The 24,503-nt window shown below is 66.8% G+C and carries 20 protein-coding genes; 7 read left to right on the top strand and 13 right to left on the bottom strand.

Annotated features, from left to right (window positions below; translation table 11 throughout):
• Window positions 1–587: 587 nt before the first annotated feature.
• Window positions 588–2,861, bottom strand: coding sequence for a TPR repeat domain-containing protein (locus tag NV2_RS21430; protein ID WP_157103009.1), 2,274 nt, complete (start codon window positions 2,859–2,861; stop codon window positions 588–590).
• Between the two features lie 3 nt (window positions 2,862–2,864).
• Window positions 2,865–3,182, bottom strand: a complete 318-nt coding sequence (locus tag NV2_RS21435; RefSeq protein ID WP_067877347.1) for a hypothetical protein — start codon at window positions 3,180–3,182, stop codon at window positions 2,865–2,867.
• A gap of 193 nt (window positions 3,183–3,375) precedes the next feature.
• Here NV2_RS21435 and NV2_RS32335 point away from each other — a divergent pair, with 193 nt between their 5' ends.
• On the top strand, window positions 3,376–3,861 hold the full coding sequence (locus NV2_RS32335; protein WP_245662715.1) for an alpha/beta fold hydrolase: 486 nt from the start codon (window positions 3,376–3,378) through the stop codon (window positions 3,859–3,861).
• The gene (locus NV2_RS32340; protein ID WP_245662716.1) at window positions 3,840–4,175 is read left to right on the top strand and encodes a hypothetical protein; all 336 of its coding nucleotides are present in this window, start codon (window positions 3,840–3,842) and stop codon (window positions 4,173–4,175) included. Before NV2_RS32335 ends, NV2_RS32340 begins: the two co-directional genes overlap by 22 nt.
• A gap of 55 nt (window positions 4,176–4,230) precedes the next feature.
• Here NV2_RS32340 and NV2_RS21445 read toward each other — a convergent pair whose 3' ends face one another.
• Complete coding sequence (locus NV2_RS21445; RefSeq protein WP_245662717.1) at window positions 4,231–4,515, bottom strand: helix-turn-helix domain-containing protein; 285 nt, start codon at window positions 4,513–4,515, stop codon at window positions 4,231–4,233.
• Between the two features lie 73 nt (window positions 4,516–4,588).
• The gene (locus NV2_RS21450) at window positions 4,589–5,776 is read right to left on the bottom strand and encodes a glycosyltransferase family 4 protein (RefSeq protein WP_067877493.1); all 1,188 of its coding nucleotides are present in this window, start codon (window positions 5,774–5,776) and stop codon (window positions 4,589–4,591) included.
• Window positions 5,777–6,112: 336 nt separating this feature from the next.
• Between NV2_RS21450 and NV2_RS21455 the strand changes: the two genes are divergently transcribed.
• Complete coding sequence (locus tag NV2_RS21455; protein ID WP_084475215.1) at window positions 6,113–7,063, top strand: class I SAM-dependent methyltransferase; 951 nt, start codon at window positions 6,113–6,115, stop codon at window positions 7,061–7,063.
• A 49-nt stretch (window positions 7,064–7,112) separates the two neighbouring features.
• On the opposite strand, the gene NV2_RS21460 is transcribed toward NV2_RS21455, so the two are convergent.
• From NV2_RS21460 to NV2_RS21480, 5 genes are all read right to left on the bottom strand, one after another.
• Entirely contained in the window at window positions 7,113–7,397 is a 285-nt protein-coding gene (locus NV2_RS21460; RefSeq protein ID WP_067877349.1) for a hypothetical protein, read from the bottom strand.
• A 185-nt stretch (window positions 7,398–7,582) separates the two neighbouring features.
• The gene (locus NV2_RS21465) at window positions 7,583–7,813 is read right to left on the bottom strand and encodes a hypothetical protein (RefSeq protein ID WP_067877352.1); all 231 of its coding nucleotides are present in this window, start codon (window positions 7,811–7,813) and stop codon (window positions 7,583–7,585) included.
• Window positions 7,814–8,083: 270 nt separating this feature from the next.
• Window positions 8,084–9,910 (bottom strand): phosphoenolpyruvate carboxykinase (GTP), encoded by a 1,827-nt coding sequence (locus NV2_RS21470; protein WP_067877355.1) that lies wholly within the window; start codon window positions 9,908–9,910, stop codon window positions 8,084–8,086.
• Between the two features lie 287 nt (window positions 9,911–10,197).
• Window positions 10,198–11,853: a hypothetical protein gene (locus NV2_RS21475; RefSeq protein ID WP_245662718.1), complete on the bottom strand. Its 1,656-nt coding sequence runs from the start codon at window positions 11,851–11,853 to the stop codon at window positions 10,198–10,200.
• A 187-nt stretch (window positions 11,854–12,040) separates the two neighbouring features.
• A complete protein-coding gene (locus tag NV2_RS21480; RefSeq protein ID WP_210749715.1) occupies window positions 12,041–13,177 on the bottom strand; it encodes a hypothetical protein in 1,137 nt (378 codons plus the stop codon).
• Window positions 13,178–13,350: 173 nt separating this feature from the next.
• On the opposite strand from NV2_RS21480, the gene trmB reads away from it, so the two are divergent.
• The 3 genes from trmB to NV2_RS21495 are packed head-to-tail and all read left to right on the top strand — an operon-like array spanning window position 13,351 to window position 18,901.
• Window positions 13,351–14,166: a tRNA (guanosine(46)-N7)-methyltransferase TrmB gene (trmB, locus tag NV2_RS21485; RefSeq protein ID WP_067877503.1), complete on the top strand. Its 816-nt coding sequence runs from the start codon at window positions 13,351–13,353 to the stop codon at window positions 14,164–14,166.
• Window positions 14,163–14,867: an NYN domain-containing protein gene (locus tag NV2_RS21490; protein ID WP_157103010.1), complete on the top strand. Its 705-nt coding sequence runs from the start codon at window positions 14,163–14,165 to the stop codon at window positions 14,865–14,867. The genes trmB and NV2_RS21490 overlap by 4 nt, the downstream gene beginning before the upstream one ends.
• Window positions 14,867–18,901 carry an MMPL family transporter gene (locus NV2_RS21495; RefSeq protein WP_157103011.1) on the top strand — a complete coding sequence of 1,345 codons (4,035 nt, stop codon included), beginning with the start codon at window positions 14,867–14,869 and terminating at the stop codon, window positions 18,899–18,901. Before NV2_RS21490 ends, NV2_RS21495 begins: the two co-directional genes overlap by 1 nt.
• Before the next feature lie 86 nt (window positions 18,902–18,987).
• Here NV2_RS21495 and NV2_RS21500 read toward each other — a convergent pair whose 3' ends face one another.
• Genes NV2_RS21500 through NV2_RS21515 form a run of 4 tightly spaced genes read right to left on the bottom strand, consistent with a single transcriptional unit; the run spans window position 18,988 to window position 22,783 of the window.
• Complete coding sequence (locus tag NV2_RS21500) at window positions 18,988–19,716, bottom strand: DUF1707 SHOCT-like domain-containing protein (protein ID WP_084475235.1); 729 nt, start codon at window positions 19,714–19,716, stop codon at window positions 18,988–18,990.
• A 52-nt stretch (window positions 19,717–19,768) separates the two neighbouring features.
• Complete coding sequence (locus tag NV2_RS21505; RefSeq protein ID WP_067877361.1) at window positions 19,769–20,437, bottom strand: response regulator; 669 nt, start codon at window positions 20,435–20,437, stop codon at window positions 19,769–19,771.
• Window positions 20,437–21,609: a MacS family sensor histidine kinase gene (macS, locus tag NV2_RS21510; RefSeq protein ID WP_067877364.1), complete on the bottom strand. Its 1,173-nt coding sequence runs from the start codon at window positions 21,607–21,609 to the stop codon at window positions 20,437–20,439. Before macS ends, NV2_RS21505 begins: the two co-directional genes overlap by 1 nt.
• A gap of 1 nt (window position 21,610) precedes the next feature.
• Window positions 21,611–22,783, bottom strand: coding sequence for an AI-2E family transporter (locus NV2_RS21515; protein ID WP_067877367.1), 1,173 nt, complete (start codon window positions 22,781–22,783; stop codon window positions 21,611–21,613).
• Window positions 22,784–23,002: 219 nt separating this feature from the next.
• Here NV2_RS21515 and NV2_RS21520 point away from each other — a divergent pair, with 219 nt between their 5' ends.
• A complete protein-coding gene (locus tag NV2_RS21520; RefSeq protein ID WP_174550618.1) occupies window positions 23,003–24,499 on the top strand; it encodes an adenylate/guanylate cyclase domain-containing protein in 1,497 nt (498 codons plus the stop codon).
• Window positions 24,500–24,503: the final 4 nt, after the last annotated feature.

Genomic DNA, 24,503 nt, shown 5'->3' on the forward strand with positions numbered 1-24,503 from the left:
TTCATACGGCTCCATGAATTTCTGACACGCTTCGTCGTCGGAGCTCGGAGGATTCTCGGGCGTGGTCCACACTGTTGCGTACCAACCGCCGAAGACATCCCCATCGGGTCGCGGAGATTCTCCGAATACCCCCTCTGGTGGCGGAGCCCCCTCACGGACGTAGTCCAGCTCCATCGGCAGCATTCCACGGCAAATGACAGCACTGGCAGGACCGCTGCTTCCGGGATGGGACATCTTCAGAATCTTGAAGTACCTTGTAACAGTCGGGTTGACCCTGGGAGGCCAAGAATCCTTCAGGTTGAAACCGACCCTATCCGCCTCCCTGAAGCCAGGGTATATGGCGGCTACCTTTCCCGTGTTGGAAAATGCAGCGACCGACTCCGTGAATGCTCTTACGAAAGTGGCATCGGGACTTCTCAGATCTTCGATCGGGTCGATCCAACGAAACGTCGAGTTGACCTCAGGAGGTGGGGCGAAGGCCGAAGTGGTCGAATGCTCCGAGGAATCATTTCCGTCAGAGGTGCAACCCGTGACCACCATTGCACCACATAACACCACACCGATTATTCCGGTACCACCCGCGACCTTCATCGTGGCGCACCGATCGTACCGCCCGGATCGCCACCAGAGCCACTGGTGGTTGGATCATCGCGTCCATCTCTGAAGTACGCACCGAAGTTCTTGAGTCCGGGGTCGTCTATGGCTCCGAACATGTTCAAGAACTGGTTTGAATTGTTCTTCGCATCCGACCAACTCAGCAGCAGGTTCGGGTAGGGGCCTTGAGCTCCTGGCGGACGGGTGTCGAAGCTGGAGATAATCTCTGGATGAATTTGCGAGTACCCAGACGCCAAGCAATATTCACGACGGAGAGTGTCCGGCTGCGTCAACCCCGTGATGTCCTTTTTGAGCTTACCGGCAAGCTCGTCGTCTGGTTGCGGATTTGTGGGGTCGCCGGGCACGTCTAAAACATCAACTTTGAACCAGCTGTTTCCGCTGCTGAGTAGAGCCGGGACCATCGTTTCACTGACCCCCGGGAGTGCCCCGACGAGCGTGGTGACGGTATCTGAAGCTGCAGCCTTGTGGTTGTAGTCCTGCGTGTATTCCCATTTATTTTGCTCGTCGAGATGTTTGAGCTGATTTTGAAAACCATCGCTCATCGCCTGGGAAATCTGTCCCGATCGCTGACCGAGCGAGGGCGCCTGGTCCGGATTCATTCCTGCCTGGTAAGCCAGGTAATCATTCCACTGCGAGCCGGCGGCATTGATCGTTTTCGCGGCGACAGGATCGGAATCCAGAACGTCGAACAATTTCGTCAGGTCACCGACTTGGTCAAAACTTCCTGCAGTGTGGTTGACCAGCATGCTGTCCGGAGCATTCACGAAATTGCCGAGGTACGGCGTCATCGATTCCGCAAGTGCCTGGGTAACTCCGGGATTCACCTTCCCCAGCGACTCGCCCCCGTGCCCCGGTAGGTTCAATGCGAGGTGGTCGCTGTCGGCGACCAGCCGGCGAGCGAGGGCATCGGCGGTGTGGCCGGCGTTGGCGGCTACCTTGGGGTCCGGGTCGTCTGCGGCATCGTCGATCCAGTTGAAGAGCTTTTCCGCGCCGTGCTCGTCATCGCCCCAGTCATGCGTGAGGACCGACATGAAATGGTCGTCGGTATCGTAGTGGCCGACAGAGTTGACGGTCGCCTGCATGCCGTCGCCGGTGATGAAGTCCGATACCGCGTGATGGTCGCGGCTCGCTGTGTAGAGCATCTTGTCGGCCACGCTGCCGAGACCGTCCAGCTCGCCGAAATTCCGGTGATCATCGATCTTGACGATCTCCGCGGCCTGCTTGAGCAATCCTCGATCCAAGTCCGACCCCGAGGCCAGGGCCGGCTCACCGCGATTGATGATGTGGGTCAGCGAGGTGAAGCCTCGCTTGTCGACCCACGGCCCGCCCCTCGACTGGTGGTAGGGGGTTTCGACCAGTAGATCGCGGACTCGGTCGGGAAGTTGTTGCATGCCCCCGCGATTCCCGCCGTCGGCATGGACCTGCGGGTTGGAGACGATCTGCATCGCGTCGGCCATCGCGGCCTGAACCTTGGCTCCGTCGCCGTCGGGCATCCGTGACCCCAGACCCTCGATCTGGTCCATGGTCATACCGTCTTGACCGCGCATCAACGCTTGCAGGTATTGGAACTGTTCGGCAGGCATATCGACCTGCTCGCCCCGCTGCAACGCGGCAAGTTGTTCCGGTGACAGCTGCGTCGCCAACTCGAGCCGAGCGACCTGCTCCGGGGTGGCTGTCCCGTCTTCGAAGTCACGCAAATCGTCTTTCGCCGAATCGGCGCTCATGTCCGAGTATGCGTGCGGGTTACACAACGTGGCGGCGACCGGTGCCATCGCACTGATTTCGGTCACGGCTGCCGCGATGATCGGGCCGAGTCGCGCATCTTCGCTATCCAGATGAGAGGCAAGGCCTTTCAGTTTGATCGCATTGTTCTGGGCCTCGTTCTCGTCGGCCTCGGCTGCGGCGTGGACCGTCCAGTCGTCGTCCACCCGGAACTGCCCAGCGGCTTCCAGCGACCGAACCGTGTTCTGCGCGTCCGTGACCGTCACCTGCAGCCCGAACACTGACCGGCAAGCCTCCGCGAGCTGAAAATAGGCCGAACCGACCTTCCGCATCTGCTGCTTCTCATCTTCGGCGCGGTCGGTCGCCGCGCCATACGCTTGCCCGGACCATTCCAAGTCGTAGATGGTCCGGTGCATCTTGTCGGCCATGGTGTCGATAGCCGTGGTGATTTTGTCGGCGTCAGTTGCGATATCAGCGAACGGCTGCAGGTTCCATCCCATGACTTGAGACTTCGTGACAGTCATCGGCTACTCCCCTGCCGTATTGAGGTCGCCGATATCGCGCAGCCCCTCCGCCAACTCCACATCGGTACCGCGAAAGTGCTCCGCGGTGTTGTACAACAGGCCACCGATGCCCTCGAACCGAGACGTCAACACCGCTTTGGCCTGCGTACTCGCGGCATTCGCGCCCTCCAGAGCCTTTGTGATCGCCGAGCCTTGCATGGCCGAGGTGCCCCGGTTCGCCGCCAGACGCGGGACCTGCTCGGTATCGTTCACTTGCTCGGCCAAATCGCTCATAATCCGCGCCGCGTTTCCCAGCGACGTCGGATCGATCTTGAATGTCACGCCCCACCCCTATCGAACCGAATACCCTTGCAGCCCTGCACGTCAGGTCAGATGCGCAAGCCGACATCACGATAGCATCGCGCCCTCCGCGTACAGGGGCTGCGGCGGCTCCGATCCATCCCGGTATTTGCCCTGTCAGCCGGCGTCAGCCTGGTGTCAGAGCGGTGTCAGCCCCGGCGGCGACAGTATTCACATGAACACCGCAGCGAACAACGCGACCAGCAATTCGACCGCCTCGGCATGGACCGGCATGGTGCCCGTCGACGACACCGCCCTGTATGTGAGCGACAGCGGCGGCACCGGGATCCCGGTCGTCTACCTCAACGGCGCCTACGCCGACCACAAACACTGGCGGAAGGTGATCGCCGAACTCGGCCCCGGCCTGCGACACATCACGTTCGACGAGCGGGCGCGCGGCAAGTCCCAGCAGGCCGGCGACTATTCCTTCGAGGCCTGCCTGCGCGATATCGACGCCGTACTCGCCGCCCGCGGGGTGGACCGCGCGATTCTCGTCGGCTGGTCCTACGGTGGGGTGCTGGCCTGGCACTGGGCCGACCGCAATCCTGATCGTGTTGCCGGCGTGGTGACCGTCGATTCCGCCCCTACGGTCTCACCGGACCCGAGGGAGCCGAACGTATCCGGAAACTGTTCCACCGCATGCGGTTCCTGTTGCCGCTGACCCGCCCGTTCGGGATGGCCGCGCGAATGAGTGCCGCTCAGCATGCCGAGGTCAACATCGAACTCAACGAGATCGCCGCCGCCAGTGGTCCGATCCTGGAACGTCTGCGGCGCCCGGTGCGGTTCGTCGTGGCCGCCGGCAACAGCCTCGGTAGCGAGGACGGAGAGATGGAAAAGCTACGGGCCTCACTCGACGCGGTTTTCGCGCACAATCCGAACACCGTCCTCAGCGCCAAGGTTTCCAGTAACCACTCCAAGATCCTGAGCAAGGACTTCCGTGCCATCGCCGACACGGTCCGCCAGATCTCGGCCTGAGCCCGGAAGACATCGCGGAAACGATGCCGGCCGCGGAGTCTTTCCAGTAAGACATTCAGTGTAGGGCGAGGGAGTCGTCTCCGAATTCCGCGACGATGCGCAATCTCCCGCCCATGGCCGCGATGTACGTCTCCAATGTGCCCAGTTCCGTGTGCGCGATATCCCCACGCTCGATACGAGACACCCGAGTCTGAGTAACACCCATCTCCTCGGCGATCTCGGCTTGCGTTCCAGCCTGCGACCGGCGTACCTGAGCGAGTCGGTAGGCGCGTTGCGCGTCCTCTTCGCGCTGTCGCGCCGCCGCCAGCTTGGCGGGGTTCAGCTCCGCCGCTGCGCGCACTTCCTTCCAATCTACTTGCTGGTAGCGACAGAGAGGTACGCGAGCATACAGCGCAGCGCCGGTTGGCGAGCGTCTATCCTCGCTCCGACTCCTTCGACTGGCGAGTGCCGAGTAGCCCGCCCACGAAACGCCCGGAGGCTGCTGCGGCCAGTACTGCCCCCACGCCGGCCCCGGTCTGCTCCCAGGAGAACTCTCCTGCCCGCGCACGAGCCTTCTCCCCCATGACAATTCGGCCCTCGGTATCGGCGAGGAGATCACCGGCCGTTGCAGTGAGTTGGGCCGTGTCGTCGACCAGGACTCCGGTCACCCCGTCGACGATGGAATCGGTCAATCCGCGGGAGCTGCGGTAGCCGATGGTGGGGACGCCGTGCTGGGCTGCTTCGATTACTGCCAGGCCCCAGCCTTCCTTGCGGGAGGGAAGGACCTGAACCCAAGCGCGGGAAAGCAATTCATGTTTGCGGGGTTCGTCGACGTAGCCGTGGAAAACTACCGCATCGGCGATACCCAGTTGATGCGCATAGGTTTTCAGGTTTTCCGACCACCACCCGTCACCGATCACGTCCAATCGGATGCCGGGGATACGGGAGCGCAGGCCGGCTACCGCCTCGAGGGCGTCTTCGATCTGCTTGTGTGGGACCAGGCGGGACAGCACCACGATGCTCGGATGCGGGGTGCGGGTGGATTCGCTGCCGGTGGGAGATTCGGCGGGGACGGGTTCGGCGCCGTTGCGGACCACCGCGATCCTTTCGCGATCCACGCCGAGGGTTGCCAGTTCTTCCGCGGACGGCAGCGAGACCGTCAGGTACTGGTCGTTGCGGTGCACGCGCGGGGACAGCCAGGATTCGATCCACCAGCCGATCCGGCCGACCAGGCGGCCCGCGACCGGCCACTGCTCGCGGTGGCCGTGGTGTACCAGCACCACGGAGGGCGCCCCGGTGACCGCGCGAGCGAAGAAGGGGATGCCGTTCTGGGTGTCGACGACCGCGTCCGGACGCAGACCGCGCAGCGGGCCGAAGCCCAGCCGCCCGGCGACGATGGCGGCGAGAGCGCGCGGATAGACGCTGTAGCGGCCACCTGCCCGGCTGATGTCGATGCCGTCGACATGCTCACGTCGGGCCGCACCGCGGTAGCGCGCGGTCCGCAGCGTCACCTTCACCCCGTGCGCGGCGAGCTGGGCGCCGACCTGCTCCAGGTACCGTTCGCTGCCGCCGCCCTGCGGATGCCCGGTATCGCGCCAGCACAGCAGCAGAACCTCGCGAATGCCGGCGTTCGAGCCCTCGGGGACGACGTCGGTGTGCTGCTCGAGAGTGGCGAGGAACGGGTCTGCCGGCGCGAGCGATCCGGCGGGGGTCCGGTCGTCGTGAGCCTGCCGCACGAGGATCCCGGGAGCTGCCCTCAGGGCGTCGAGCGCGACAGCCGAGGGCGCGGGCCCGGCGTCCGCACGCGCGTCGACCTGCGCAATCGCGCCTGGTTCGCGGGGGCCGGCTTCGGGCACAACTTCTCCAGATCGTTCGCGGCGAATGACAGCAGCGCGCTCCACCCTAGCGGCCGTGCGCACGTTCGAGTCGCTACGGTACCTGCGTAAACTGGTCCGGCCATGCTTCGACCCGATCCCACCGGACAGCGTCCTCGCTTCGCGCGCCGGGCCACCCCCTGTATCGCGCCGCAGTCGACAGCGCAGTCGTCCCCGCCTGCCACGCCCCGCGCACCCCTGCGCCTCGCCACCCGGGCAGTCCCGCGTTCGACTCGCCCAGCAGCCCGTTTCGCGCGCCGAGCGACCCTGCGCCGCTCGCTGCGGCTGCTCACCAGCTTCCGCTTCGAGCAGACCGATCCGGGCCGGTTCTACGGCGGCATCGCCAGCGACACCGCCGACCTGATCGCCGATTTCTACCGTGACCTCACCGGCCGCGACCTCACCGGGACGACAGTGGTCGACGTGGGTGGTGGACCGGGCTACTTCGCCGAGGAGTTCGCCGCAGCCGGCGCACGGTACATCCCGATCGAACCGGACCCCGCCGAGATGCACGCCGCGGGCCTCACCGTGGCGGGCGCGGTGCGCGGTTCCGGAATGGCGCTTCCGATCCGCGACGATGCGGTGGATATCTGCCTGTCGTCGAATGTGGCCGAGCATGTGCCCCGTCCCTGGCTGATGGCCGACGAGATGCTGCGCGTCACCAAGCCGGGCGGGCTGATGGTGCTGTCCTACACCGTGTGGCTGGGGCCGTTCGGCGGTCACGAAACCGGTCCCTGGCACTACCTGGGCGGCGAGTTCGCGGCGCGTCGGTATCTCCGCCGCACCGGCCGTCCACCGAAGAACCGCTTCGGGAGCTCTCTGTTCGCGGTGACCGCCGCCGACGGGCTGCGCTGGGCCCGGAGGACGGGTGCGGGCCCCGCACGCATCCTGGCCACATTTCCGCGCTACCACCCGCGCTGGGCCTGGTGGGTGACCCGGATTCCGTTCCTCCGCGAACTACTGGTCAGCAATCTGGTGATCGTCGCGAGCAAACCCGGCGGCGCTGTGCCGGACGCCGGTAGCACCGCACGCTAGGCCGGCGGGGCATCCGAGGGGTGGCGGCTGTGCGAGATGCGGGTCGGCGCTACTCCAGCAGGCCGCGGCGGCGACTGCGCCGAGCCGGCTCGCGCCAGGGCGGCTCCTGCATGGCCAGGCCGACCGTCTCCATCGGGGTCAGACCGACACTGCTGGCCAGTGAGCTCACTGTTGCCACCACCTCGGCCGCCTGGAGCGCGGCTGTCGCCTGCTCGAGTGTCAAGGTCCGGCCGGGTAGGAACGACACCACCCAGCCACCGGTACCGACGGACCTCGCTTGATGTGGGGTCTGATCACTGGTCATCAGCGATCGATCGACCACTTGCACCGCCATGATTTCGGACTCCCCTGCGATTGCATTTGTAAAATCGTCCGAAGCAAAGTTTGCCCTATACATGCGCTGCGTGGGGGCAAAACGCAATAGTGCGTTCTACGAAAAACCAACCGAGAGGTAGGGTTTCACGCTTTTGTCGGAATGCGAGAGTCGGAGATGTCCTCGATGTGAAGCGTGCCCCGAAATCAGTTGTCCACCGCCGTAACCCGCAGTACCGGCTGCGGATCATCGCGCAGGCGCGGCGTCGCACGGTCGATATCGACCTGCCAGCCGGAAGGGAGTACCGCCTGCAACCGGGCCGCCGCGCGATGCAGCGGGGTACTGGTTTCACCGGGCGCAGCGACCGCTGCCGGATCCACCAGGCCCGCATCAGCTAACACCGAGACATCGACAGCATCGAAATCCAGTTCGGTCATGCCCACACCTACCTCCCAGATAGCCCCGACCGGGCGGTCAGACTCACGGAAACCACAAGCACTAGCAGGCATCAGTTCAGCCGATTGGTTAATTACCCGCAACCACGGACAGTCAACCATGCAAGGCAGAACACACCAAGAATAGGACAAGCGCGCCATTTCGTGCGACCAACTTCCGAAGAACGGTAGAAACGACGAACCGCCCGCACCATCGCAAAGATGATGCGGGCGGTACAGTTTCGCCGCTACCGGGCAGACGAATCCGGCCGGTCAGCCCAAACGCTGCTTCAGGGCCTCGAATTCGTCACGCACACCGGAGGGCAGCTTGTCCCCGACGAACTCGAACCACTCCTCGATCAGCGGAATCTCCCGGCGCCACTCGTCCAGGTCGACCTTCAGCGAGGCATCGACATCGGCCGGATCCACGTCCAGGCCCTCGAGGTCGAGCTGGGCCGCGGTGGGCACATTGCCGACAGCGGTGGACTCGGCGCCGGCCTTGCCCTCGATACGGTTGACGATCCACTCCAGCACGCGGGAGTTCTCACCGAATCCGGGCCACAGGAAGCGGCCGTCCTCGCCACGACGGAACCAGTTGACGTAGAAGATCTTCGGCAACTTGGTGGCATCGGCGTTCTTGCCGAGGTTCACCCAGTGGTTCATGTAGTCACCGACGTGATAGCCCATGAACGGCAGCATCGCCATCGGGTCGCGGCGCACATTGCCGACCTTGCCCTCGGCGGCAGCGGTCTGCTCCGAGGACATGGTGGCGCCCATGAACACGCCGTGCTGCCAGTCGAAGGACTCGGTCACCAGCGGGATCGTGGTCTTGCGGCGGCCACCGAACAGGATCGCCGAAATCGGCACGCCCTGCGGGTCGTCCCATTCGGGAGCCAGCGTGGGGCACTGCGACATCGGCGTGCAGTAACGAGAGTTCGGGTGCGCGGCAAGAGTTTCGGTCTCGCGCAGGTACCAGTCGTTACCCTTCCAGTCGATCAGGTGATCGGGCTCGCCCTCGAGGCCCTCCCACCAGACGTCCTTGTCGTCGGTCAGCGCGACGTTGGTGTAGACGGTGTTGCCCGCCTCCAGGGTCTGCATGGCGTTCGGATTCGAGCTGTGGTTGGTGCCGGGGGCGACACCGAAGAAACCGAACTCCGGGTTCACCGCGTACAGGCGGCCGTCCTCGCCGAAACGCATCCAGGCGATGTCGTCGCCCAGAGTCTCCGCACGCCAGCCCGGCACGGTCGGCTGCAGCATCGCCAGGTTGGTCTTGCCGCAGGCGCTCGGGAACGCGGCGGCGACGTAGTAGTTCTTGTTCTCCGGCGAGATCAGCTTCAGGATCAGCATGTGCTCGGCCAGCCAGCCCTCGTCGTGGGCCATCGCCGAGGCGATACGCAGCGAGTAGCACTTCTTGCCCAGCAGCGCGTTGCCGCCGTAACCGGAACCGTAGGACCAGATCTCACGGTCCTCGGGGAAGTGGGTGATGTACTTGGTGTCGTTGCACGGCCAGGGAACGTCAGCGACATCCCCAGTTAGCGGCGCGCCCACCGAATGCAGCGCCTTCACGAACGGGCGGTCGGTGCCCAGCTTCTCCAGCGCGGCCTTACCCATGCGGGTCATCACGCGCATCGACACGACGACGTACTCGGAGTCGGTGATCTCCACGCCCAGCTTCGGGTCGTCGGCACCGAGCGGGCCCATGCAGAAGGGCACCACGTACATGGTGCGGCCCTGCATGCTGCCGCGGTACAGCGGCGTCATGGTGGCCCGCATCTCGGCGGGGTCCATCCAGTTGTTGGTCGGCCCGGCGTCGGCCTCGGTGTGTGAACAGATGAAAGTGCGCGACTCCACGCGCGCCACATCGGAAGGATCCGAGAGCGCCAGGAACGAGTTGGGCTTCTTCGCCTCGTTGAGCTTCTGGAAGGTACCGGCCTCCACCAGCTGGGTGGTCAGGCGATCCCATTCCTCGTCGGAGCCGTCGGCCCAGACGACCCGTGACGGCTCAGTGAGCTCTGCGACCTCCTGAACCCACGCGAGCAGTCCCGCATGCTCGGTCGGTGCGGTGCCATCGTGAAGACCAGGAATGGTCGCTGAGGTCATGAAAACTCTCCTGATATGTGCGGCGGGGTGGGCAGGCTGCACGAGACAGCTCACAACACCAGGAAGGCCGCCGGTGGCGGTGGACGTCCGACCCGGCTCGCCGACGAGCACACCCCGGCGTGGGCGGCGTACGCGAACGAGACGGACACCCTGATTCCTTAAGTAAGAGGTTAACGCCATGTGACCGTCGGTACGGAATGGGGTTGCTCACTCGGGACCGGGTCGAAACCTTCCCGCTCGAGCGGGCAGTCGACCGCGCGGTGCGGGCAAACGCCGACCGGTTCGTTTCAGTGGTTCCCCACCGCATCCAGCAGCGCCAGATCACGCTCACAGGCGGCCAGCTGTGCGGGCCGTTCGGAGGCCGTGCGGCGCAATTGCCCCTCCAGCTCGGCGACCCGGCGGTCGGCCGCCACCATGCGCGCGGTACTGGCCCGCACCACCAGCTCGGTCAGCTCGGACTCCGCTTCCACCAGCGCGGTCGCCACTCGCTGCTCCAGCTGCGCTTTCACCCCGACCAGCACGTCGGTGACCCATTGCCGCAGATGTGCCAGGTCGGCCAGGCGCCCGCGGGAGTGCACCACCCACCAGGCGACACCCGCACCGAGCGCCAGGGTGATCGGCACGGTCGCGATATCGAGCGCCGGCACCAGCGACAACGGCGCAACGATCAGACGCCCGAGGCCGAAACCCGCTGATGCACCGAGCGCGATCATCAGCCGATCCTCCACACCACGAGGACGACGGTCCGGATCGGGCCCGACCGCCGGGGCCGGATCGTTCGACGCACCCAGCATCGGACCCGCCATCGGCCCACCCGCGGGGTCGGCAACCGGACCACCGGTCCCGGCGACCACCCCGTCGGCAACCGCCGCAGCACCGGTCGCACCGCCCACCGGCGCTGCCGTCTCGGTTGCGGGTCCGGCCGCTGCCGCGATCTGGCGGGCCAGCTCGGTGAGCCGATGCCGCACCACCCCGTCGAGTTCGGCCGTCGCCTGATTCACCGCCAGCTGCAAGCGTTCGGGATATCCGCCCACCCGGCGACGATCCAGGTGGTCCAGATCGGCGCGGGTGGCGGCGTTCAGCGTCCGCATCCGGGCACCGGTTTCGTGCATCAGATCCACCCGGGCCAATTGCAGACGATTGCGCAACGCCGCCAGCGACTGCGCCCGGCCGCCGTCCCGCCCGGCCAGCGCCGCGGCGCGCTCGGCCCGCAATTGCGCGACCGCTGTCCCCGAACGCAACGACTCGATCTGTCCCACCACCCGGGCGCGGGTATCGGCCAGGACCCGGGCGGTGACGGCCGCGATCCGGTCCGCCCCACCACCGATGCCGACCGCCACGCTCAGCTCCCGATGCAGAGCGGCCAGTCCGGACCGGTCGAGCAACGCGGCATCCTGTGCGGTCCGCGCGGCCGCCGCCAACCGCGGTGATACCGGCACGATCTCGGGCTCGGCCCCCAGCACCCGAGCGAGCAGGACGGTATCCCGGTCCACTACCTCACGCCACCCCGGATGAGCTTGAAAGCCGTTCAGCGCGAACAGTATCCGAGTCCCGGCCGCGTGCAGACGAGCCACCGGGCCGACCAGTGCGGCACCGATCACGGCACCCGGATCCAGCAGCACCAGCGCCACCGCCGGACCGGCTCCCGGTGCGAAATCCGGGGCGTCGACCAGCAGCGCGGGATCGCTGATCGTATCGGCGAGCAGTACCCGAGGTTCGAAACGCGCCAGCTCGGTGCGCAGCAGCGTGGTATTGGCGTCGTCCGAGCCGACCAGCATCACCAGCGCCCGCTCCGCCGGGGACGGCTCCGGTAGCGACGGGCCGGGAGCCGGTACCGACCGCAGCAGCGCAGCCCCCTGCGGATTCCATCGATCCACCACGGCACGCAACTCCGGGCTCGGCTGCGCGGCTCCGTCGACACTCTGTGGGTCGGGCCCTGCCACGCGCTGCCCGACGCCTTCAGCACTCGGCTGTACGGCCCCTTCCCTCCGCTGCCGGCCGACGCCTTCAGCACTCGGCCCGCCGGCACCTTCGATGCGCTGCCGGTCGGTCCCTTCAGCCCGGGGCCGGCCGCCGTCTGCAGTGCTCAGCTGCCCGGGTCCTGCAGCCGTCTGCTCGGGCCGCCCGCTCTCACAGTCCGGCACTGCTCAGCCGCTCCCACAGCCGCATATATCCGTTGTGCAGCCGGATCGCGGCGCGGCGCGCAGCAGCCGGCATATCGCCGGCGGCTACGGCTCGCCAGCGCTGGGCTCGGATCAGCGCATCGTCGGCGTCCGACGGCCTGGGGTCGGGATATCCGGCCGCCAGATGGCGCACCTGGGGCTGGGCCAGGCCCGCCAGCAACGCGATCCACAGTGCTTCGTCCCCGGCGAGGTAGTCCTCGATCAGATCGCGGGCGCGGGCGGCGGTGGCACCCTGCGGAACCGCCCGCGCGGCGATGCGGGACAGCTCGTCGACGAGCATCCCGCCACGCAGTGCCACGAGTTGTTCGTAGCGCCGGTGCAGTCCGGTGTGCACCGGATCGATCCCACTCGCGGCATGCAGCACCTGCAGCAGTTGCTGCGCACTCATCCCGGGTTCGCCGTGCAGCGCGGCCACGGCGCAACTCGCCCCGTGCAGCCCCCAGCGCTGCAAGACGGCCTCCCGCTCGGCGACGTCCGGCCCGGCCGATCGATCGACGAACAGTTCGGCGGACAGAGTGAGTTCAGGACCGCTGCCGGCGTGCCGGCGCAGCGTGCGCAGATCGTCGTCGCCCGGAGTGCCGGCGCGGGTGTGCATCGCCAGTTCGGCCGCCATCGGCGACACCTGCATCCCGAGCCCGTGGGAGGCCTGATCGGCGGCTGCCACCGCATCGCTCCAGCGCGACCCCACCGCATCGGCTTTGTTGAGTACGACCATGGTGGTCTCGGGGTTCAGGGTTTCCAGTACCCGACGGTCGGCTGCCTGCAGGGCGCCGGCCAGGACATAGACGACGAGATCGGCATCCAGGATCGGGTCCGGCACACCGGGTTGGTCGATCGCCTCGGTCTCCTCGGCCGCCATCAGGGCGAGCGCCCGCAGCAAGGTTGTCTTACCGGCGCCCGCCCGGCCCGTGACCTGGATTCGCAGCGGCCGGCGAAACGCGGCGACGGCGGCGGAGATCTGATCGGCGATGTGCGGGTCGGCCGCCACTCGCACCGTGGAGACGAGTTGTTCGAGACTCGGCACCGGCCCGCCGGGCTCGTGCACGAACCCCGGTGCGGTGCTGGTTGCGGTAGCTCTCGGCACAGGTGATACCCCCTTCCGGCGCAAAATTCTGTCAGAAGCGGACCCGCTTGTGGGCATCGACCGTGCAATTCGAGCCGCTGGGGCCGCCGCGACCGGCACGATCGGCATTGCGCCGACCGGGATTTCGGCGGTAGGCGCCCTCGATGCCGGTCCTGATCATCGGATACTGGACAATGGAGCGCGTGAATCACACCGCCGGAAGCGACGGGGCCGGAGGCGGCAGCCCGCGTAACGACGCAGGCTCCCCCGGATCGCACATCGAGGCACCCGAGCGTGAACCTTCTCGTCTCTACCCCCGGGTAACCAGCTTCCGGTCCCGCCGCGGCGCGTTGACCGCGACTCAGCAGCAATCCTGGGAGCGGATGTGGCCGCAGATCGGGCGTGAGGTGGGCGACGAACCGCTCGATGCCGCCGCCTGGTTCGGGCGTACCGCACCGCTGATCGTCGAGATCGGCTGCGGCACCGGCACCGCGACCGCCGCGATGGCCCAGGCCGAACCCGATTTCGACCTGATCGGCATCGAGGTCTACAAGCCGGGCCTGGCCCAGCTCGTGCAGCGGATCGAGCGGGAGCGGATCGCCAATATCCGACTGCTGCGCGGTGATGCCGTGGACGTCCTCGAACATATGATTGCCGAGAATTCACTCGACGGCGTTCGGGTCTTCTTCCCGGATCCGTGGCCGAAGGCGCGCCATCACAAACGCCGGCTGCTGCAACCGGCCACGATGACCCTGATCGCCAGTCGCCTGCGTCCCGGCGGCATTCTGCACGTGGCCACCGACCACGCCGGCTACGCGGAGCACATCGCCGAGGTCGGCGCGGGAGAACCGCAGCTGGTGGGCCTCAACGAGGCGACCGGCGGTGATCGGGCACACCCCGCGACCGAGACGGTGATCGGTCTCGAACGTCCGGTGACCAAATTCGAGAGCAAGGCACATCGGGCCGGGAGCGCGATCACCGAATTCATTTGGGGGAAGATCGAGATATGAGTCCCAGGGAGATAACCCAGGCGGTCGACGAGGTTGCCGGAACCGCGATCGGCGAGGCCACCGGCGTGCGGCGGGTCCTGCTGGTGTGGGATGCCCCGAATCTCGACATGGGCCTGGGCGCCATCCTCGGCGGGCGTCCCACCGCGGCCTACCGGCCCCGCTTCGATGCGCTCGGCCGCTGGCTGCTGGCCCGTAGCGCGGAACTGTCCGCCGGTAGTAATCAGCGCATCGAACCCGAAGCCACCGTCTTCACCAATATCGCACCCGGCACCGCCGATGTGGTGCGACCGTGGGTGGAGGCGCTGCGCAACGTCGGCTACGCGGTTTTCGCGAAGCCGAAGATCGACGAAGATTCCGACGTCGACGACGACATGCTGGCACATATCGGGCAACGCCGCGGTGGCGGCGGTCTGGCCGGCCTCATGGTCGCCTCCGCGGACGGACAGGCCTTCCGCGAGCCACTCGAGGAAATCGCCGCGGCCGGAGTACCGGTTCAGGTGCTCGGATTCCGCGAGCATGCGAGTTGGGCCGTTACGTCCGATATCCTCGATTTCGTCGACCTCGAGGACATCCCGGGTGTGTTCCGTGAACCGCTGCCCCGGGTCAGCCTCGACTCGCTGCCCGACGAGGGAGCCTGGCTGCAGCCCTTCCGGCCGCTGTCCGCGCTGCTCACCTCCCGCCCCGCTCAAGGAGTCGCTTAGTGTTCACCCGCTGGGGCGAGCTGGTCTACAAACTTCGCTACACCGTGCTGGGTGTAGCAGTTGCCGCACTACTCGGCCTCGGGGCCTATGGATTCGGCCTGGAAAACCACCTGAGCTCCAGCGGCTGGTTCGATCCGGGAGCCGAGTCCTCGGAAGCCGCCGTCATCAAGGATCAGGTCTACGGCCGCGACCACATGTCCGATGTGATCGCGCTCTACACGGCCCCCGAGGGCAAGACCATCGACGATCCGGAATTCGGCCGCAAGATCACCGAGAGTCTCAACAGTCTGCCCAAGAAGTATCCGGACCAGATCACTCGCATCAACCTCGCCTACTGGCCGACGGAGACCGGCGACTGGAGTGCGTCGACCACCGGTAGTAAAGACAAGAAGCACGCCTTCGCGACGATCGCCATCAAGGGTGACAACGACACCGAGATGGTGAACAACTTCCGCAAGGTGAAGGACGTCTTCTCCATACCGGGGGTAGAGGTGCAGGTGGCCGGCATGCAGCCGGTCTCGGGCACGCTCAACGACACCATCGCCTCCGACCAGAAGCGGATGGAGATGCTGGCCATCCCGGCGGTCGGGATCCTGCTGTTCTTCATCTTCGGCGGCGTGGTGGCCGCGGCACTGCCGCTCATCGTCGGCGGTCTGACCGTGCTCGGCGCCAACGGCATCGTCATGGGCGTCACACACTTCACCGAGGTGAACTCGTTCGTCGGCGCCGTGGTGTCGATGATCGGCCTCGGCCTGGCCATCGACTACGGCCTGTTCATAGTCAGTAGATTCCGCGAGGAATTGGCCGAGGGGTATACGACGCGCCAAGCGGTGCGCCGCGCGGTGCAGACGGCCGGTCGCACGGTGGTCTTCTCGGCGACCATGATCATCGCGGCAAGTGCCGGCATGCTGATCTTCCCGCAGGGCTTCCTGAAATCGGTCGCCTACGGCACCATCGCGACCGTCTTGCTGGCGGCGCTGGCCTCGCTGACCGTCCTGCCCGCCATGCTGGCGATTCTCGGGCCCCGAGTGGACGCGCTCGGCTTCAAGCGGTTCCGCAAGACCAAAACGGCCGAAGAGGTCGAAAACGGCTTCTGGGGCCGCACCACGCAGTGGGTGATGAAGCATCCGCTGAAGGTGGCGGTGCCGCTGTGCATCGTGTTGTTGCTGCTGATCATTCCGGTGAAGAACCTGCAGTTCGGCGGTATCAGCGAAACCTATCTGCCGCCGGACAACCCGACGCGTGTGGCACAGGAGACCTTCGACGAGATCTTCCCGCTGCGCCAGACCGACCCGGTGCAGTTGGTCATCATCACCAACCACACCAGCGCGATCAACGGGCTGCTCGACGAGGCCAGCAAGGCACCGGGCCTGGAGAAGGAATTCGGGTCGCCGGGCATTCCCCCCAACAACGCCAACGTCTGGGTCTCCGAGACCACGCTGACGCCCGACGCCGATATCGAGGACACCCTCGGCTATCTGCGCTCGATCCCGGTTCCCGACGATGTGGAACTGCTGGTCGGCGGGCAGCCGGTGCTCATGCAGGACAGCATCGATTCACTGATGGATCGCATGCCGCTGATGATCTTCCTGGTCGTGCTGGTCACCACCCTGCTGATGTTCTTGACCTTCGGGTCATTGGTGCTGCCGATCAAGGCGGCGCTGATGAGCGCCCTCGGTCTCGGCTCCACTCTGGGCATCCTGACCTGGATTTTCATCGACGGTCATGGTGCGGGACTCCTGAATTTCACCCCGCAACCGATCATGTCGCCGGTGCTGGTGCTGATCATGGCGATCATCTACGGCCTGTCCACCGACTACGAGGTCTTCCTGCTGTCTCGCATGGTGGAAGCGCGCTCCCAGGGCGCCAGTACGACCGAGGCGGTACGCACCGGCACCGCGCAGACGGGACGCATCATCACCGCGGCGGCGCTGATCCTGCTGGTCGTAGTGGGCGCGTTCGCCTTCTCCGATCTGGTGATGATGCAGTACATCGCCTACGGCATGATGGCGGCGCTGTTCATCGACGCGACCGTGCTGCGCATGCTGCTGGTCCCCGCGACCATGAAGCTGCTGGGTGACGACTGCTGGTGGGCACCGGCCTGGATGAAGCGCATCCAGCAGCGCATCGGCCTCAGTGAACCGACGCTCGACGACGAACGACCGGGGAACGGCGAGGTCGTCGACCTGGTCAAAACCACGCCGGTGACCGATCCGGTCACCATGCAGCTGCCACAACTGCCCGACAACGGCAAGTCGGCGCGCAAGCCGCGCCGACTGCGGTTCATGCGGGCCGATCCGGAAGCACCGACGACAGAACTGCGACGCATCGATCCGGATGCGGGCGCGCCCGGCCGGGCTGTCTCGCCCGGCGCTTCGGGTGGGACCACCCCGGAGACCGGGGCTGCCGCAGGTGCGACAGGGACTGCAGCGTCGGATGCTTCCGCAGCAGGTACGGCCGGGGCTCCTGCCGCGGGACCGACTGCCGCGGGCGCGGCAGCAGCTGCCGGGGCCGCAGGTGCCGCCGCAGTGGGTGCCGCTGCGGTCCGTCGGGCGAACCAGTCGCCCGACGCCGAGCAGGACCCCGCAGCGAACACCTCCGACGCCGCGACCAGCAGCGATTCGGATTCCGGCGAGGAGGCCAAGCCCTCGAAGCGAAAGGTGTTCGCCTTCCGTCGACCGCGCACCGTCTCAGATGCGCCGAAGGCCGATCCGGGCAGTGCACAGCCCGGCAGCACCCCGGACAACCCCTCGGATTCCACCCCCGGAGGCGGCAGTGCGGACCCATCCGCATCCTCGGCACCGCCGAGCACCTCCGCCACTCCGTCCGCCTCGGGCGCCGCACCGCAAACCCCGGGCACACGCTCCGACCGCGTACTGCCCCCGCCGGCCACCCGACGCCCGGAGGATTCCGGTGCGGCGAGTGGAGTGATCGGCGCGCCCGGCCCCGTCGATCCGGCCCGGGACGCACCCGAAGCTTTCGGCGGCGCCGGAAGCAGCGGTGTGATCGGCGCACCCGGCCCGCACACCGGGACGGGCCCGAACGAAGTCCCGCCGCACCCCGGAGTGGTCGGCCGCCCGGAAAGCAAAGGCCGTCCCGACACCACCGGAACGCAGGAAAGCACGGGCGGATCCGGTGTCCCCGGGAGTCCGCAGGGTGGCGGCCGTCCCGAAGCGACGGGACCAGGCCGGCCCAGCGCGCCGTCCGACGCATCGCGGCCTCCGGCACCGCCGTCCGATGGTGCGGTAGGAACCTTCGATGCGTTCGGTAATGCACCCGGAGCTCCCGAGGCCGCAGGGCCCTCGGCGCCTTCCGCCCCCTCGGGGGCCAGGAGCATCGCGAATCCGCAACCGCCGCAACGGCCGTCGGCTCCACCCACGGTGTCCATGCCGAACGCCGGCACCCCGCCCGAGCAGGAGCGGGTGCGGCCGCCCCAGGTGGTGCGCCCCGGCATGCCGCCGCGTACGGTTCCCGCACCCGATCCGGCCGACCCGACCCCGCCGACCGCTCCGGTGGGCACCACACCGCGGATGCTGCCACCGCAGCCCTCGAACCCACCGCAACCACCGAAGCTTCCTCCGCACCCGTCGGTTCGCGCCCAGCTGTACCGCCCGGACGCACCGCCGTATCACCCCGGTGAACCCGCGGCGGGCGAGCCGGGCCGGCCGCAGGGCCCACAGCCCGATGCCCCACCGCAGGGTGGTGCGATGCGTGCGGAGTCCGCTCCGCCTCCGGCTGCGGAACCACCGCGCCGGGTTCCGCGGCCTGCGCCGGCAGCCGAACAACCCACGCAGGCAAACGAACCCGTCGTCGACAGCACGGCCGTCACGCCCCCCCAGGGCGTCGAAGACGTGGCGCAGACCCCAGCGGAGGGGCCCGTCGACAACCGCGACAACATCGAAGAGTGGATGGCGAACCTGCGTTCGTCGCGCCGCCGCCCCGACGGCGACACCGCGGACGAGGACCCGAAGAACCGCAACAGCGGCCGCACGGTCAGCGTCAACGAACTACTGCGCCGCCAGAACAAGGACTAGAAACCGGAACAAGGACCGGAAACGCATTTCGGCCCGTCGGCAGTTTCGCCGGCGGGCCGAAGTGTTGTCGTTGCAGCAGCACCTGCTCAGAAGCCCGACATCAGCTTCTTCCACTGCACCCCGAACGGATGCTTGGCGGTGATCGAGCCGAAACGGCACCGACCGTGCACCACGAGGTGGAGCGGGCCCATGGGAGCGCCCGCGCGAACCTTGTTGTTGGTGCTGGATCCGATCAGCTCCACTCCGTTGAGATCGACCGTCGCCTCCGCAGGCAGGATCAGCGTGAGTGAACTACAGAAGTCGTCGACCGTGATCTCCACGACCTGAGTCGACATCACGGCCTCGGTGAAATCGAGCGACACACTCGACATCAGGCTGTTGACGTGCAGTGACGGCGGTACCTGCCACACGCCTTTCCGGGTGATTCCGGAGAACCGGCCGCGCAGGTTGCCGACTTCGCCGGAGCCTTCCATCCGTCCCCAGCCCTGCGCGTACCGAGCGCCCATCTGCTGGGCTCGGTCGGGCGGGATCGGGCTGTGCTGCTGCTGCCGCGGACCCTCCTGACCAGCGAGTTTGATACCCGGCAGGTCGATCAGCACGGCATTGAGTTCACCGCGGGTCTTGGCCGCCAGCGCGGTATCCATTCGCTCGCTGAACTCGCCCAGCGACAGCATGCCCAGGCCGACGGCCCGCTGCAGCAGTGCACCGACATGTTCGCGTTCGGTATCCGACACCCGCAGGTCCCGGTCGCCCACGGCGCCCCCGGGCGCCCGGTCGGATCCCGAACCGGGTGCGGAAACAGTCTCACCACCCATGTCATCGAGGTTACCGACGAGCGGGCCCCCACACATCAGGGCAATCCCTGATCTATTCCAGCCCCTGTTCGATCGCGTAGCGCGTCAGTTCGACACGATTGCCGAGTTGAAGCTTACGCAACGTGGCCTGGACGTGGTTCTCCACCGTGCGATGGCTGACACCGAGCCGGGTAGCGATTCGTTTGGCGGACAAGCCCTTCGCCACCAGTCGTAAGACCTCGGTTTCCCGTTCGGTGAGGGTGGGTTTTTCGGTGTCCGGCTCGGCGGGGGCACCCGCGATGCGGCGGAATTCCCCCAGGACCACACCGGCCAGTCCAGGAGTGAAGACCGGCTGGCCCGCGGCCGTGGCGCGAACCGCGTCGATCAGTTCCGCTGCCGAGGCGCTCTTGACCAGGTAGCCGGTCGCCCCCGCCTTGATCGCTTCGAGCACATCGCCGCGTTCATCGGAGGCCGACAGCACCAAGACCCGGCTGTGTGGGGACACGCGCAGTACCTCGGCGGTGGCCTGCGCACCGTTGCCGTCGGGGAGCTGCATATCCATCAGCACCACCGCCGGGCACACGGCGGCGGCGCGGCGTCCGGCCGCGCCCACGCTGTCCGCGGTGGCGACGACCTCGAAACCGGCCTCCTGCAGGTCACGGGAGACCCCGTCCCGCCACATCGGGTGATCGTCCACGACCATGACCGAAATCTCGTGCTCGACAGTATCTTTCGACGACATCACCGTTTCCCCTCGTTCGGAACCCGGAATTCCCATTCGGTACCGTCGGTGGCATCCAGTAGTTCTGCGGTACCGCCGAGTGCCTCGATCCGCCCCACGATCGACTGGGTCACCCCCATCCGCCCCTCCGCGGCCGCCCGCGCCAAGCGGTCGGGCGCGATACCCGGGCCGTCGTCGCGCACACTCACCACCACCATGTCCCCCAGATCTTCCAGCAGCACATACGTTTCGGCGCCGGTTCCGGCATGACGCGCGGTATTCGACAGCGCCGCGGCGACCGCAGCCGCGATCTCACTGCCCGTCCAGCCTCCCACGCGCACCGGCTCCCCGGGCGCGGAAACGGAAACCGACGGCGCGGTGAATGCGTTGAGCAGCGAGCGGAGATCCACACTGGACCCGAGCGAGGCGGCGACAGCACTGCTGCCCTGCTCGGAGATCAGCATTCGCAGCGCGACCTCCTGCTCACCGGCGCGGCGCGCCAGATCCGCAGTGGGCCCGCCTATCTCGCTTCCACGCCGGGTGATATAGCTGAGTACTTGCAGGACGCCGTCGTGCACCTCACGTGCCAGCCGTTCCCGTTCGGCCGCCGCAGCGGTCAATCGCAATGCCTGTTCCAGCTTGGTCTGTGCGCGGCGAGCCGTTCCGGCGGCCAGGCCGATCGCCAGGCCCACCGAAACGAGCACCGGCGCAGTCGCATCCGACCACAGATCCAGTTCCCACTGCTCCCGCACGACGATGCTCACGATCGAGACGAGCACACCCGATGCCACCCCGCCGAGCGCACCCCATTCGATCGCCGCGGACATCACCGCGTTCGCCACCCACAGCGTGGTCGGCAACGTCTGGTGCCCGTGATACCAGGAGTAGTCGGCGACCAGCCGGGTCGCGGCCATCAACGCGACGGCCACCACCAGGTCACCGAGTACTACCGCTCGGCGCCCCCGCCCGGTGAGCGACCATCGCGACAACCACACCGCCGACACCACCGACCAGACCGCCAGCACCGCGATCAACGCCCAGCTCAATGCCTGCTGCCGGTAGGACGACACCGACACGAACTGCTGACCGACCGCATACAGCATGGTGACCAGGCGAAATACCTGTGCAGCCCGCCACAATGGTGCGGTCGCGGCAGCACCGGATTCGGCAGCACTCGCCGCGACCGCCGCCATCTCAGCTCCCGGTCACGGGCCCCGGCGCGGGATCGGGGCGGTCCGGCTCGGCATGATAAAACGGTTCTCCCGGTTCCCCGGTGTTGAGATCCTGATACAGCTCTTCGGTGCTGTCGGACAGCAGCGAACGGATCGCGGTATTCATCACCGCGACGAACGGCACCGCCAGCAGACCGCCGGCGATACCGGCCAGCACCACGCCCGCCGTGATCGCCAGCACCACCGCCAGCGGATGGATCCGCACCGCACGTCCCAGCAGCAGTGGTTGCAGCACATGGCTTTCCAGCTGCATCACCGCCACCGTGACACCGAGCACGATCAAGGCGGTGACGAATCCCTTGGTCATCAGGGCGAGGAAGACGGCGACGAAACCCGCCAGCAGCGAACCGATGATCGGGATGAATGCGCCGAGGAATACCAGCGAAGCCAGCGGAAGCGCGAGCGGCACACTGAGAATCGCGAGCCCGGCGCCGATGCCGATGGCGTCCACGGCGGCCACCACCACGGTGGCGCGCACGAAACCGACCAGGCTGCCGAAACCCAGATGCCCTGCGGTGCGCACCCGTTCCCGCTGTGGTGTCGGTACGATCCGGGTCACGAATTCCCAGATCTGCTCACCGCCGTAGAGGAAGAAGATCAGGATGAACATCGTGAGGAAGGCACCGGTCACGAATTCGCCGATCGCGGCGGCGGTGGTGAGCGCGCCGTTGGTCAGTGAATCCTGATTGGCTTCGATCGTTTTGATGATCGTATTGCCGCCGTTACGGATCTGTTCATCGCTCAAATGCAGGGGACCATTGATCAGCCAGTCCTGCACGGTGTGAATACTGGTCTTGAATTCGTCGGTCAGCTGCGGCACACCCGAGACGAACTGCTCGACGACGAAGGTGAGGACTCCCGCCAGCAACCCGATCGAACCGACCAGCGCGACCAGCACCCCGAGTCCGCGTGGGATTCCCAACCGCTGCAGCAGATCCACCAGCGGCGACAGCAGCGCGGCGCCGAGCAGCGCGATCGCCACCGGTATGACGACCGTGGTCAGCTTGTGCGCCAGATACGCCACCGCCAGTACTGCGACCAGAATGATCAACAGCCGCCAGCACCACTCGGCTCCCTGACGCACCAGTGGATGGACGGAATCGGCAGCGGTGCGTTCCCTGGCCCGAGACGCCACCGCCCGGCTGCCCGATGCCTGCGACCCGGCGCCGCCCGAGGCGGTACCGGGCGGATTTCCGGAACTACTGCTGTCCCCACTCACGCCGCGAGCCTATCGGCCGCCGGTCCCGCGAGCACGTGTTCACGTGCCCACTCCCCGAGAGCGTCGCGATCCACAGGACCCGCAACCGCTAGATTGGTGGACGTGTCAGCGCCTTTGGAAGCGGTCAAACAGACCATGCGAACGCGCTGGCCGCTGTATTTGGCATCGATGCTGGCGGCCAATGCCTTCGGTGCGATTCTGGTGTGGGCGTTCATTCAGTACGGGCTGCCCGCCCCGGAGGGCACTCCGAGTGGGATTCGTCGCACCGGCCTGCTGCTGCCCGCGCTGGTCTTCGTGATCGGCGGATTGTTGAGTGTGACGGCCTCGGCGCTGATGCTGCGTCCGGTGATGCGCTGGCAGGTGCGTGGCGGCCCGCCCAGCAGGCAGGAACAGATGGCGGCGCTGCATGCGCCGTTGCGGCAGTGTTTCGTCCATCTGGCGCTGTGGCTGGTGGGCGGTGCGGTACTGGCGGCGCGGATCATCGTGGAGACCCCGGAGCTGGCCGGCGCGGTGATCATCACCGAATGTATGGCCGCGACCATCGTGTTCGGTTTCACCTACATGCTGGGTGAGCGAATCCTGCGCCCGGTCGCCGCGCACGCACTGACCACCGGAACCTTCGATCACACCCTCACCGCCGGTGTCGGCACCCGAATGGCGATGACCTGGGGTATGGGCACCTTCGCGCCGACCATCGCGATCGTGCTGCTGTGCGTCACCCAGATCACCTCCCAGGTGCATTTCTCGGCGCAGTCGCTGGCCGTGGCGATTCTGCTGCTCTGCGGTGTGGTGATCATGCAGGCGCTGGCGCTGTCGATGCTGACCGGCTCGAGTATCTCCGATCCGGTGCGTCAGCTCTCCCGGGCGATCGACCGGGTGCAGAGCGGCGCGCACGACGTCCAGGTGGAAGTGTTCGACGGCAGTGAGATCGGTCTGCTGCAGGTCGGATTCAACCGGATGATGGAGGAGGCGGCACAACGCCGCGAGCTGCAGGAACTGTTCGGTCAGCACGTCGGCGAGGAAGTCGCGCGTCGCGCCCTGGAGTACGGCACCGAACTGGGCGGTGAGACCCGGTTCGTGGCGGTGCTGTTCGTCGACATGGTCGGCTCCACCGCCACCGCCGCCGAGCGCCCGCCGACCGAGGTCGTCAGCCTGCTCAACGAATTCTTCCGGGTCGTGGTGGATGTGGTGGACCGGCACAACGGCCTGATCAACAAGTTCGTCGGCGATGCGGCGCTGGCTATTTTCGGCGCGCCGTTGGACCGGCCCGATGCCCCGACCGCGGCGCTGGCGGCCGCCCGGGATCTGCGCGAGGCATTGCGTGAGGTGCCGGGCCTCGATATCGGCATCGGGGTGTCGGCCGGCCTCGCGGTCGCCGGCAATATCGGCGCCGCCAACCGTTTCGAATACACCGTGATCGGCGATCCGGTGAACGAGGCCTCGCGGCTGACGGAACTGTCCAAGGAACATGCCGGCCGGGTCCTCGCGTCGGGCAGTGCCCTGTATTTCGCCGACGAGGACGAACAGAGCGAATGGATCACCGGTGACGAGGTGCAATTGCGCGGCCGCCGCCGCAAGACCAGATTGGCGTGGCCGAAGACCGCACCTTCGGGGCCGGTCACATTAGGCTGAACAA

It is taken from the genome of Nocardia vermiculata NBRC 100427 (assembly GCF_001613265.1).
GTDB classification, from domain to species: domain Bacteria; phylum Actinomycetota; class Actinomycetes; order Mycobacteriales; family Mycobacteriaceae; genus Nocardia; species Nocardia vermiculata.

Excerpts from the sequence above, each read along its gene's own strand:
- NV2_RS21430 (WP_157103009.1), bottom strand. The coding sequence starts at position 2,861 with ATGACTGTCACGAAGTCTCAAGTCATGGGATGGAACCTGCAGCCGTTC.
- NV2_RS32335 (WP_245662715.1), top strand. The coding sequence starts at position 3,376 with ATGAACACCGCAGCGAACAACGCGACCAGCAATTCGACCGCCTCGGCA.
- NV2_RS32340 (WP_245662716.1), top strand. The coding sequence starts at position 3,840 with ATGCGGTTCCTGTTGCCGCTGACCCGCCCGTTCGGGATGGCCGCGCGA.
- NV2_RS21455 (WP_084475215.1), top strand. The coding sequence starts at position 6,113 with ATGCTTCGACCCGATCCCACCGGACAGCGTCCTCGCTTCGCGCGCCGG.
- NV2_RS21460 (WP_067877349.1), bottom strand. The coding sequence starts at position 7,397 with ATGGCGGTGCAAGTGGTCGATCGATCGCTGATGACCAGTGATCAGACC.
- NV2_RS21465 (WP_067877352.1), bottom strand. The coding sequence starts at position 7,813 with ATGACCGAACTGGATTTCGATGCTGTCGATGTCTCGGTGTTAGCTGAT.
- NV2_RS21470 (WP_067877355.1), bottom strand. The coding sequence starts at position 9,910 with ATGACCTCAGCGACCATTCCTGGTCTTCACGATGGCACCGCACCGACC.
- trmB (WP_067877503.1), top strand. The coding sequence starts at position 13,351 with ATGGAGCGCGTGAATCACACCGCCGGAAGCGACGGGGCCGGAGGCGGC.
- NV2_RS21490 (WP_157103010.1), top strand. The coding sequence starts at position 14,163 with ATGAGTCCCAGGGAGATAACCCAGGCGGTCGACGAGGTTGCCGGAACC.
- NV2_RS21500 (WP_084475235.1), bottom strand. The coding sequence starts at position 19,716 with ATGGGTGGTGAGACTGTTTCCGCACCCGGTTCGGGATCCGACCGGGCG.
- NV2_RS21505 (WP_067877361.1), bottom strand. The coding sequence starts at position 20,437 with ATGTCGTCGAAAGATACTGTCGAGCACGAGATTTCGGTCATGGTCGTG.
- macS (WP_067877364.1), bottom strand. The coding sequence starts at position 21,609 with ATGGCGGCGGTCGCGGCGAGTGCTGCCGAATCCGGTGCTGCCGCGACC.
- NV2_RS21520 (WP_174550618.1), top strand. The coding sequence starts at position 23,003 with ATGCGAACGCGCTGGCCGCTGTATTTGGCATCGATGCTGGCGGCCAAT.